This window comes from Chryseobacterium mulctrae, assembly GCF_006175945.1.
Lineage (GTDB): Bacteria > Bacteroidota > Bacteroidia > Flavobacteriales > Weeksellaceae > Chryseobacterium > Chryseobacterium mulctrae.
In genome coordinates, this window is record NZ_VAJL01000001.1 from 1,935,837 (window position 1) to 1,948,084 (window position 12,248).

The following is a 12,248-nucleotide window of genomic DNA, read 5'->3' on the forward strand; positions in this document are numbered from 1 at the left end:
GTAACAAATATACTAATTTACGTGCTAATTGCTATCTTTGCAGCATGTTAAAAGACTTTAAGCCTGTTTTGGGTATTTTGCTACGCTTTATCATCATTTATTTGGTGCTGCTTTTTGCGTATCAGTTTTATCTTACCAGTTTTAAAGCACAAGGTCTTGATCCTTATTCGCGAATAATTGCCGATCATGTGATGTTTATTCAGAATAAAATGAATTTCCCGACCCATCTTTTTGATGATGTTCCCAATGAACAGGTTGGCTATATTGTAAAAAACCAATATGTAACAAGAATGGTTGAAGGTTGTAATGCTGTCTCGGTAATCATTCTTTTTATGTCTTTTATTTTTGCATTTTATAAGGGAATTAAAACTTTCGTGTTCGTTGCAGCCAGTATCATAGCACTATACGTCATGAATGTTCTACGAATTGTCGGACTGAATATTGTAACCAGTGATCACCCGCAATACAGCAAAATGTCACATGATTATCTATTTCCGGCCGTTATTTACGGAAGTGTGGTTTTGCTTTGGTTAGTTTGGATTAAATTTTTTGCTTTGAAAAATGAAAATTCTTAATTGGTTTCTGGTTATCGTTGGAGTTTTCGGACTAGTTGGAGTGAGAATGCTGGAAGACCAGATTTTCTACGATCCTTTTTTGAATTTTTTCCATGAAGGCAATAAAGATATTCCTTTTCCTGAATTTGAATGGGGAAAACTGATTATCAGTCATATTTTCAGGTTTGTTTTAAACCTATTTTTTTCATGTGTTATCATTCATTTTTTATTTAAAAATAAGGAATGGACAGTTCAAGGAGCGGTCTTAATTTCGATTATTTTCGTGATTACGTTTCCGATCTATCTGTTTTGTATTTCAGACAGGTTTGATATTGGTTATCTTTTCTCTTTTTATATGAGGAGGTTTGTGATACAGCCTTTGATTCTACTTTTGATTGTTCCTTTGTTTTATTACAGAAAGCAAATGATGTTGAGGAATTCAAATTAATTTAAAAGAAATCTTAAATATTAAGATAGCGCTCCTACGGAGCGCCTCGCTGTGATGATATTAATTTTTGCTACACAGATATCACTCCTACGGAGTGTTTTTGTGAAAATTATATAAATGATTTTGTATAGATTCAATGAATTATACAGCAACTATTCCTGACTACATTACCGTAAACACAATTTTTTTATACATAGTTAAGACAAACTGGTTTTGAAAACCTGTTAGGTTTGCGTTTTTATAGCCCCGATCGCAGCGGTTACCCCGCAACAAGAGATGGAAATGCGGTTGTGTGAGGAGTATGAGCGTAGAGCGGGAAACAGCTTCTAAAAAAACTAATCGACAGTATGTTTTTCGACTCTTGTTACATTTTCTGCCGTCCATTCTACTCTTTTTACAAATGGTTGTTTTCGTACAGGGCAATCCATGATCTGACAAAGTGGGCAAGAAATGGTCTTGCAATCATCCATATGGAAATTGAATTCTACGGTACGTTTGGTGTTTTTGGCTAAAAGAAGTATCACCTGCTCCATTTGATTATGCGCTTCGCGAAGGCTGTAATAATATGGCAAAGTGATGTGCGCATCGATGTGAAGTGACGAACCAAACTGCTGGATTTTCATGTTGTGAATGTCAATCCATTCTATTTTTCTGTTTTTTTCGAGAAGATCAATAATGTTGTTTAGAAGTTCGGGATCTTGCTCGTCCATAATCCCACGAAGCGATTTTCTAACAATTTTGTAGCCTACGAAAATAATGTAGAAACCGAATATTAAGGCAACAACAGAGTCAATCCAATAGATTTTGGTGAAATACACGATAATTAAACTGATCACCACCCCCAATGTGGTAATCGTATCTGACTGAAGATGTTTTCCTGATGATATGAGAACCAAAGAGTTTTCTCGTTCCCCTTTTTTAACTGAAATATATCCTAAAATATAATTGATAATGGCGGTTGCTGCAATAATGGCAATTCCCCAATCTAATTCGCTAAGCGTTTTTCCGGTCACCAAACTGTGGATCCCTTCATAGATAATCATTACTCCTGCAATGGCAATCAATGCTCCTTCAATTCCGGAGGTGACAAATTCTACTTTTCCGTGTCCGTAAGGATGGTCTTCGTCTTTTGGTTTTGATGCCAAATGCAAAGAATATAATCCCATAAAAGCACTGATAACATTAACAATACTTTCCATAGCATCAGAAAATACAGCATCGGAATCTGTGAGTTTCCACGCGATGATTTTTCCGATGAATAAAATGACTCCGAAAACGGCAATGATTTTCTGGAAGCCTATTTTGTCTTTATTGATATTTTTTGTTGCCATTTTTCTTTAATAGTTTGAAATTTAAATAAATATCAAAATTTTCAATGCTTTTTTGATAGGATTTTATCCTATCCTTTGTTAAATCGTCCTTTCAGAACTTGTTTAGCCATCAACTGACAACTAATTACTATCAACCAAAAATTATTTGATAAAAAAAAGAATCTCTTTTGGAGACTCTTTTCTTTTTTGTTAGTTTATACTAAGTTGTTTGCTACCAAGTATTCTGCAATTTGTACTGCGTTGGTTGCAGCGCCTTTTCGCAGATTGTCTGCTACAATCCAGAGGTTTAGTGTTTTCGGTTGCGAGAGATCTCTTCTGATTCTTCCGACGAAAACTTCGTCTTTGCCTTCTGAATAGAACGGCATAGGATATTCGTTATTTTTTACGTTATCCATTACGACAACTCCCGGAGTTTCAGATAAGATTTTTCTTACCTCATCCAATTCAAATTCGTTTTCAAATTCGATGTTTACACTTTCAGAATGACCTCCCTGAACGGGAACTCTTACCGCTGTTGCTGTTAAATTGAATGTATCGTCACCTAAAATTTTCTTAGGCTCTTTCATTAATTTAATTTCTTCTTTAGTATAATCATCATCCGAAAATACATCACAATGCGGTAATGCATTTTTGAAGATCTGATAAGGATAAACTTTAGCAACAGAATCATCTCCGCTAATTTCTCCGTTCAACTGATCTACAGCAGCTTTTCCGGTTCCAGTTACAGACTGATAGGTAGAAACAATGACTCTTTTTAAGTCGTATTTTTTATTCAACGGACCTAAAACCATTACCAACTGAATGGTAGAACAGTTTGGGTTGGCAATGATCTTGTCTTCTTTTGTTAAAACATCAGCATTGATCTCCGGAACAACTAATTTTTTAGTTGGATCCATTCTCCAAGCTGAAGAATTATCGATTACGGTAATTCCTGCTTCAGCAAATTTGGGAGCGTATTCTAAAGAAGTATCGCCTCCTGCAGAGAAAATTGCAATATCAGGTTTGGCAGCTATAGCGTCGTCGATGCTTACGATAGTATAATCTACCTGTTTATACTTCACCTGTTTACCAATAGATCTTTCCGAAGCTACCGGAATTAATTCTGTTACAGGGAAATTTCTCTCTTCGAGAACTTTAAGCATCACTTGTCCAACCATTCCTGTTGAACCTACTACAGCTACTTTCATTGTTGTTTAAAAAAAATTAAGTTAATATAATTAAGCTCCAAAGACTCTTGTCCATGGAAATGCAAAAGCAAATAAACCTACTGCAATTAATCCCATGATTACAATTCCTAAAGAAATGGTATCATTAGATTTTACTTTTTTGTTGATGATGGTCATCAAAACTGCAGCAATTAACATAGAAAATGGATGTTCTACATACTGAAATCTAAGATCCGCATTTTTCATAACAGCTCCCATATCCAATCCTTTAGTAAAGTTCATGATCAGCATAACGATCCCGATCGTAAACTGAACGTGGAAGAAGATCATAGTAAATAAAGTAACTTTCTTCAGTAACTTGTTTACTTTCCCGCTATATCCGAACATTACGGTTAATAAAGCGACGATGAATAGTGCTGTTAATCCAAGTTCCAAATAGGCAAATCCTTTATGGGCACTCAGTAAAATTTTGTAAAAATCCATACTTCTATTTTTTCTATTTTTAAAGTATACAAATATAAAAAAATCCCAGCGATAAAGCTGGGATTTGATATGTAATAAAAATGAATTTATTAGAAGTTGAAAGATAAATTGGCTGCCCAAGTTCTTCCGAATCCAAAGAATACTCTGTTTGAAGTATCAATACCTTTGTAGAAATTCGCTGGATTGTTGATGTAAGTATTATACAATGCCTGTGCTTGTGCATCTGTATTTGTAGGAGTTTTGAAATCTCCAACATTTTTCACAAAATTATTTGTTGCTCCATCAGCGATGTAAGTAGTGTCAAACAAGTTATAAACGTTTGCTCCTACTGTAAAGTACTGAGCTGTGTTTTTTAATCTGATTTTAAATGACGCTCCTATATCAAAAAGATTGAAATCTGGCAATTGAAGAGACCCTCTTTCTTGATTAGCGACCGTAGTGAACGTTGCTGCATCGATAGAAGAATATAACTTCCCAACATATCTCCAAGTACCATAAATATTAAGGTCTCTTACAGGTCTCGCCGTAACACCTAAAGATGCTGTAACTTGTGGAATACTGTTATTACTACTTCCTCCTACTTTTACTCCATCCAAATAAAGTGTGTTGGTAGTTTTATTACCTACTACAGCAACTGGATTGTTGTTGTCATCAAAATTAGATCCTGTAGCATTACCTTTATATTGGTAGTCACCATAAGATAACATACCCTGGAATTCTAAGAAATGGAATGGTTTATAAACTGCATCTACTTCTACCCCCATGTGTAATTGGGTAATACCACTGATTTCAGAGTATCCATTTACCTGAGCAATTCCTCCAGGTGCTGCTGGATCAGCAATATCGAATATTTGACTACCTCTTCTTAACCATCTGTCTTTCCATTCAGTTCTGTAAAGGTTAACATTTGCTGATAATTTAGGAGACCTGAAACCGTACCCAATTTCTGCTGAGAAGATTTTCTCGTTAGTCAAACTAGGATTCAATACCTGATAGTTGCTAGGATATACAGAGTTCATAAACGGCTGCTTGCTGTAATAACCTACGTTTGCAAATACGTTGTGATAGTCGTTAATGTTATAGTTAGCTCCCCCTTTGATGTTATAACCAAATAGATCTTTAAATCCTGTTTTAGTATTCACAATCTGTCCTGTAGTTGGACTAGGTTGTCTAGTTACACCGTCTTTAACGAAGTTATCTATTCTCTGATAAGATTGGTTTGATACTGATCCTTGTAAGAATGCAGATAATTTATCTTTAGTATATTCTACCTGAGCAAAACCGCTATACCAAAGAACTTCTCCATCATTACTAAATCCTACTTGGTCAGTTATAGGAGCTGTTTTCCCGCCAAAAGGGTTCCAAGAAAGTTTTTTGTAATCATATACATTGCTTACTACATTAGGAGCAACATTAGCGTTTTTGTTATCTTTGTAACCTGTAGCACCATAAAGATCTGATATTACCTGATAGTGATATCCGTAATAATATCTGTCATCAGTTCCTACTGAGAAACTCCAATTGTCGTTTACTTTATGTTGGAAATTAGCTAAAATACCATACCAGTTGTGAGAATTAACATTTGCTCTTCTAATAAGTGTTCCACCATTTGCTGCATTAGGCGCATATGGGTTTACAGCTGCATTAGCTGCGAAAATTGCATCATAATCGAAATGACCTGTGTTATCGTAGAAACCAGTCATACCTTTGTTTGCGACTCTACCTAGGTCACCGGTACCACCACCTCTACCGTTAGACATATATAAAACTGTACTTAACTTAGACTTTTCATTCATCGTCCAGTCCCAGTTTAACATCATTACCGGTTTTGAATAATAGTTTGATCTGTTTGCAATAGCATATCTGTCGCCATTAGCTCCAGTTTTATATCCGAAATCAGAATTGTATTGTCTGTACGGAGAACCATCATTATCCGGATTGAATTTAATATAATTAAAAATCGTTGAAGCGTATGTTCTTTGATCGTGCCATTGTGGAGAAGACGTCAAAGTAAACTGGAAGTTATGCTTTTTGTTTGCCTCCCATCCTAATGCAAAATAATAAGCATATGATTCAAAGTCAGTATTTTCAATATAAGTACCTCCAGCAGTTCTACTCATTAAGAATGAAGAAGCCCAACCATTGTCACTTTTTCCGGTATTGTAAGCGAATGAAGTTTTTAAATAATCATTATTACCTACTCCTAATCGTACTACACCACCTTTCTTCATATCTGCTGTACGAGTAATGAAGTTCATTGTACCTCCAACAGAAGCGATTCCTAATTTAGAAGAACCTAAACCTCTCTGAGTTTGCATGAAACTAGTTACATCAGCAAGACCAGTCCAGTTAGAAAAATAAACAGAACCACCTTCCATATCATTTACAGGCATACCGTTTACCATTACAGCGATGTTTCTTGATTCGAAACCTCTCATGGTGATACCTCCATCTCCAAAACCACCTCCTGATTTTGTAGCGTACACTGATGGCGTTGTGTTTAAAATCTCAGTAAGTTCCTGATTTCCTAATCTTTCGATGATTTGTGCTGCCTTAATAGTAGAAGCAGCAACTGGTGTTTTTCTATCTTTAGCGATATCGGTTACACCTTGTAAAATAACTTCCTCAATGTCTTTAGACTTGGTTTTTACCGAGTCTTGAGTTTCTTGTGCGTAATATACACTTGCCGTAGAAAGCGTGATTAACACAGTTAGCATCGATTTGTTGATTAATTTCATAATCGTAAGTAATAGTTAGAATTAAATTTTATGCAAAATTCGACAAATAAAATTTAACTATTATTAACTGAATGTTAATTTTTAACTATTCTTAACAAAGCTTAATCTGTTGATTTTCAGAACAAAATACAAAAACCGAATTATGAGGTGAAAAAAATCATATTATTTAATTTTTAACAAAATACCTTTGTTTTTATTAAAAATATAATGTTTTACATAACAGCTTTTAAACTTAAATCGATATTATTAGCAGAATGAGTAAGTGCTCCGACAGAGATAAAAGTAACTCCTGTGGTAGCAATATCTTTCAGCTGATCTCTTGTAATTCCACCGGAAGCTTCGCTTTCACACGTGCCATCGATTAGCTTAACTGCTTTTTTCATTGTGGCAACATCCATATTATCGAGCATAATTCTATCGACCTTTGCATTAATTGCTTCCTGTACTTCTTCAAGATTTCTGGTTTCGACTTCAATCTTCAGCTTTTTCTTCGACTTTTTCACATAGTCTTTTGCCATTTTTACGGCGTTGGTAATACTTCCGTTATAATCAATGTGATTGTCTTTCAACATAATCATATCATACAAACCGTATCTGTGATTGGTTCCGCCACCGATAGCAACTGCCCATTTTTCACAAACCCTGAAATTAGGTGTGGTTTTTCGCGTATCTAAAAGTTTTGTTTTTGTACCGATTAATCTAGAATCCCAATCATGAGTTAATGTAGCGATCCCACTCATTCTCTGCATACAATTGAGAACTAATCTTTCCGTTGAAAGAATAGATCTTGCACTTCCTGTTACAATAAATGCGATATCGCCTGCTTTTGCAACGTCACCGTCTTTAATATAATTTTCAACTACTAAATTTTTATCAAAAGTTTTAAAAATAATTTCGGCCAGCTCAACACCTGCCAAAATACAGTTTTCTTTTACCAAAAGTTTTGCACTTTGCTGAAGGTCTTTAGGAATTGTAGACAAAGTAGAGTGATCTCCATCCTGAATGTCTTCTTCTAAAGCATTTTTTATAAACTGCTTTAAAACTTTATCTGTAGCGTAGCTTGGTCTTTTCATGATCCTTATTTAATAATCAATTATGCTTGAACTAAATCTTTATTGTAAAATGCACCTTTATTTTGAGTCATTTCCATCGATTGGGTGATAATCAGATGTGCAACTGTTGTAAGGTTTCTTAATTCTGAAAGTTGCGGCGAGAGGATAGAGTAATGATAAATTTCGTCAACGGCAGCAGCAATTTCTGCATGTTTCTGCAATGCCATTTTCAGCCTGTTATTACTTCTAACAATTCCTACCAGATTACTCATCATTTCCTGAAGCTGTTTTCTGAGGTAAGAAACAATCACCATTTCGTCAATGATTTTCATTCCTTCTTCATTCCATTCCGGAACGGCTTTTAAATCATCAAAATTAAAATTATTTTCTTTTAATAATTCTACCGTTTTCATCGCTGCGTTGTGGCCAAAAACCAAACCTTCCAATAAAGAATTTGAAGCCAGTCTGTTTGCTCCATGAAGTCCGGAATTGGTGCATTCTCCGACAGCGAATAAATTATTCAATGAAGATTGTCCGTCTTTATCAACATCAATCCCACCCATCAAGTAATGACATGCCGGAACTACAGGAATCAATTGAGTGAAAGGATCAACCCCTTCACTTTTACATTTTTTATAAATATTTGGGAAATGTTCTAGAAATTTTTCCTGATTCATTTCACGACAATCGAGACCAACATATTCATCACCTGTGATTTTCATTTCGGCATCAATAGCTCTTGCAACGATGTCTCTAGAAGCCAATTCTTCCCTCTCATCATACTTCTGCATAAACTTCTCCCCTCTTTTGGTCCTCAATTTTGCTCCGTCACCACGAACTGCCTCAGAAATTAAAAACAACATTCCATCGATTTTGCTATACAAAGCAGTCGGATGAAACTGATAATATTGCATATTGGTCACTTTCCCTTTTGCACGAGCAACGAAAGCGATTCCGTCTCCGGTTGCAATGGTAGGATTGGTCGTATTTTTATAAACATGCCCTGCTCCACCAGTAGCAACCAACGTAATCTTGGAAGTAATTTTTTTTATTGTTTTTGATTTTTCATCTAAAATATAGGCACCATAACAATTAATTTCACCTTCATTTAATTCTTTTCCGGGAACATGGTGCTGCGTAATGATATCGATTACGTAATGATGATCGAGAATTTCTATATTCGGGCTATTTTTAACCGTTTGAAGCAAAGCTCTTTCAATCTCAAAACCAGTAATATCTTTGTGATGTACAATTCTGTTTTCCGTATGACCTCCTTCTCTTCCTAAAGCAAATTCGCCATTTTTCTTATCAAAATTGGCACCCCATTCTACAATTTCATTAAACCTTGCAGGAGCTTCTCTTACCACCATTTCTACAACATCACGTTTGTTTTCGCCGTCGCCGGCTCTCATGGTATCTTCGATGTGCTTTTCGAAATTATCATTTTTAGAATCGGTAACCACCGCCAAACCACCTTGAGCATATTTGGTATTGCTCTCGTCCTCGTCTGATTTTGTTACAATGATTATTTTGGCATCGGGGAATTGTTCTGAAACTTTTATGGCATAAGATAATCCGGAAATTCCGGAACCAATCACTAATACATCCGCTTTTATCATATTCTTGCTTTAAGACAATCGTCTAAATAATTAAATAAATTTAAACAATTTTTCGTTTGGTTTTCTTACTTTTTTCATGTGTTGGAATTGATCTTCTTCTGATCTGTAGCCCAAAGCCAAAGTAACCGTTACTTTTTCTTTTTCAGAATCTATATTTAAAATCTCTTCAATGATATCTTGCCTGAAACCTTCCATTGGACATGTATCAACACTTTCAATCGCAGCTGCATACATTAAATTGGCTAAAACGATATAAGATTGTTTTTCTGCCCAGTTTAAAATATCATCGTGTTCCTGTCTTCCAAAATGACCTGTAATACTATTCCTGAATAAATCTAAACTTTCTACAGGCTGATGACGCACTTCGGAGATGTGTCTGAAATATCCATCAAGATATGTCTCTTCAATATTTTTTTTTGAAACTAAAATAATGAGATGTGAACATGTAGAAATTTGTGAAGGATTGTAGAAAGCCGGTATTAACTTCTCCTTCATTTCTAAACTTTCCACTACGAATATTTTATAAGGCTGAAGTCCCAGTGAGCTTGCCGCCAGTTTTCCAGACTCAAGAATATTGAGAAGGATGTCTTGCGGAATAATCATTTCGGGGTTGAATTTTTTTACAGAATATCTTCTGCTTAAAGCTTCCAAATAATTCATAACAACAAATTTAAGAATTGATGCTGAATAAAGCCTGCTTTAAGTAAAATATCTATTTGGAAATTCTCTAAATAAAAAAGGATCTGCCTCAATGATGAGACAGATCCTTTATAAATCTTAATGAATCAGTTAATTACTGGCCTTTAATTTTGAAATCATCAATTTCCCACGTTGCAGCAGCAGCAGATGTTGATGTATATTTAAATGCAATTCTTACATTTTTCCCTAAGAATGCTGATAAATCTACGTTTCCTGAACTTACCCAGTCACCAAATGCAGCATTGTTTGTATCTAATGCAGCAGGTAAAAGAACCCAAGTAGTTGTTGCAGGATTTCCTGTATAATTTTCTGTAGCATAAACCTGTAAAGCATTTCCGCCGTATCTTACATCACTAATAAAGTTTACAGCTGCTTTAGTTTTACCTACTAAACTCACTGATTTAGAAATTAACCAGTCTTCGTTTGCAGCATTTCCTAGTGGAGCACTCATTACCGCATAATAATTGGTTCCATTACCTTGGCTTGAAGTATTCCAAACCTGAGTACCAGCAACATTAACAGCCGTCCAATCTGAACTAAAACCACCTGCAGCAAAACCATCACTATACAATACTGGAAGTGGTGTATAAACTGAGCCATCACATCTTGGATCATCTAAATCTGCACCCAAAACATCTGTAATCCAAAGTTGGTAAGTACCATTAAATATACTTAAAACCCCATAAACATCACCTTTCCCAGATTCAATAACCTGACCTGCAAAATCAGCAAAGTTACTTGTTCTCAATAAAACTTTGTTTCCTGAACAGTCTTCTAAAGTTCTGTTTGTAACTGCACCAGAAGCATATACTTTTTCTAAATCTCCGGCAATGAATTGAAGATCTTTGATCTTAACCCATCTACCAACATCAGCCATTGTAAATTGAGTGATTGCTTTTTCAGTAGCCGTAACCGCAGTAATTGCTTTTTTAGAATCGAAGAAATATTTGTAAACATCTGCTTCAGCAATTCTACCAACTGCTCCACTGAATGGAACTCCCAACTGAATCTCTCCGTTAACAGCTCCTACATATAAGTTCTTAAGCTTCACATAAACTTCTTTACCTACAACAAATCGAGGATCATTGAACATATCTGCTTTATCAATATTAATTCTAATACCTCCTGTAGCATCTTCAACATAAATATATTTGAAAAGGTTTGCAGATTTATCATTAGCGATTACTTTTGCTTTCAATACAAAATCACCAGTGATTAAAGTAAGCGGGCTTGTTACCAATTGCTTTACTTCTGCAACTGTTTTCTGAGTTAAGCCATTATCGCTGTATTCACAAGGGTTTGATGCAATACCATCGAGTCTTGGGAATTTAGTCATCTCAAGATCTGTAGCCTTATTGATATACATTTGGTATGTACTATTGAATTTACTATAAATACCAACAAATTTACCATTTCCTGAAGGCAAGATTTGATTTGCAAATGATGCATAACCACTGTTTCTTACCACTCTTGTTGTAGCTGTACTGTTATCTCTGATAAGTCTATCAACCGTAACTCCGTTTGGAGCATAATTTGTGCATAAGATTCTGCTGTCGAATTCAGCATTATCCATTTGAATCAAACATCCGATATACTGATCGTTCGCAGAAACCATCTGTAATGAAGTCATGATTTTAGGAACAATATTCGCTCTAACAGAACAAGATCTGAAAATTTTTGCAGGTACAAGTTTTTCAGGAATTCTTGATACTGAAGTTGCTGCAGTTTCAGTTCCATTTTTCACTCCTAATTGTACAACACCACCATAAGTTCCTAAAGATAAACCTGCAAGTTTAATATAAACTTTAGAACCTTGAGGATAGTTTGTATATGTACTTACAGCATCTACACTGATCACAAATCCTTGAGTAGGATTTTCAGGCTTATCCTGAATGTAAATTGTTTTGTAAATATTTCCTGTTTCATCTGTTGATGAAACATATCCTTCTACAATATCAGTAGAATTATCTGGAAAAGTGAAAGATGTAGTTGTATATTTCGCTCTCAACTGAGTAAGCGTCATTGTCGCAGTAAGATCTGCGCACTGATAGCCATCAAGATTGGGCTCATTATATTTATCATCGTGTACGCAACCGGCAATTACCAACGCTGCAATCATCACGAAAATATACTTTAAAATTGAATTATATTTTTTCAT

10 protein-coding genes are annotated in these 12,248 nt (G+C 35.2%); 2 read left to right on the forward strand and 8 right to left on the reverse strand.

Translation table 11 applies throughout. The annotated features are described in order from the left end of the window. The first annotated feature begins 44 nt into the window (after positions 1-44). Positions 45-575 (forward strand): exosortase family protein XrtF, encoded by a 531-nt coding sequence (gene xrtF, locus FDY99_RS08685; protein ID WP_139420757.1) that lies wholly within the window; start codon positions 45-47, stop codon positions 573-575. Further along, positions 562-1,002, forward strand: a complete 441-nt coding sequence (locus tag FDY99_RS08690; protein ID WP_102980404.1) for an exosortase F system-associated membrane protein — start codon at positions 562-564, stop codon at positions 1,000-1,002. The genes xrtF and FDY99_RS08690 overlap by 14 nt, the downstream gene beginning before the upstream one ends. 335 nt (positions 1,003-1,337) lie before the next feature. Here FDY99_RS08690 and FDY99_RS08695 read toward each other — a convergent pair whose 3' ends face one another. The 8 genes from FDY99_RS08695 to FDY99_RS08730 form a co-directional block, all read right to left on the reverse strand. Next, positions 1,338-2,333: a cation diffusion facilitator family transporter gene (locus FDY99_RS08695; RefSeq protein ID WP_139420759.1), complete on the reverse strand. Its 996-nt coding sequence runs from the start codon at positions 2,331-2,333 to the stop codon at positions 1,338-1,340. Positions 2,334-2,527: 194 nt separating this feature from the next. Then, a complete protein-coding gene (locus FDY99_RS08700) occupies positions 2,528-3,520 on the reverse strand; it encodes an aspartate-semialdehyde dehydrogenase (RefSeq protein WP_074230843.1) in 993 nt (330 codons plus the stop codon). Between the two features lie 30 nt (positions 3,521-3,550). Next, positions 3,551-3,982, reverse strand: coding sequence for a hypothetical protein (locus FDY99_RS08705; RefSeq protein ID WP_102980408.1), 432 nt, complete (start codon positions 3,980-3,982; stop codon positions 3,551-3,553). 89 nt (positions 3,983-4,071) lie between these two features. Next, positions 4,072-6,720 carry a TonB-dependent receptor gene (locus FDY99_RS08710; protein WP_139420761.1) on the reverse strand — a complete coding sequence of 883 codons (2,649 nt, stop codon included), beginning with the start codon at positions 6,718-6,720 and terminating at the stop codon, positions 4,072-4,074. Between the two features lie 212 nt (positions 6,721-6,932). Continuing rightward, positions 6,933-7,793: a carboxylating nicotinate-nucleotide diphosphorylase gene (gene nadC, locus FDY99_RS08715; protein WP_102980410.1), complete on the reverse strand. Its 861-nt coding sequence runs from the start codon at positions 7,791-7,793 to the stop codon at positions 6,933-6,935. Between the two features lie 20 nt (positions 7,794-7,813). Further along, complete coding sequence (nadB, locus tag FDY99_RS08720) at positions 7,814-9,391, reverse strand: L-aspartate oxidase (protein WP_139420763.1); 1,578 nt, start codon at positions 9,389-9,391, stop codon at positions 7,814-7,816. A 30-nt stretch (positions 9,392-9,421) separates the two neighbouring features. Beyond that, positions 9,422-10,051, reverse strand: a complete 630-nt coding sequence (locus tag FDY99_RS08725) for an NAD(P)H-dependent oxidoreductase (protein ID WP_139420766.1) — start codon at positions 10,049-10,051, stop codon at positions 9,422-9,424. A gap of 133 nt (positions 10,052-10,184) precedes the next feature. Further along, positions 10,185-12,248, reverse strand: a complete 2,064-nt coding sequence (locus FDY99_RS08730; RefSeq protein ID WP_139420768.1) for a DUF5689 domain-containing protein — start codon at positions 12,246-12,248, stop codon at positions 10,185-10,187.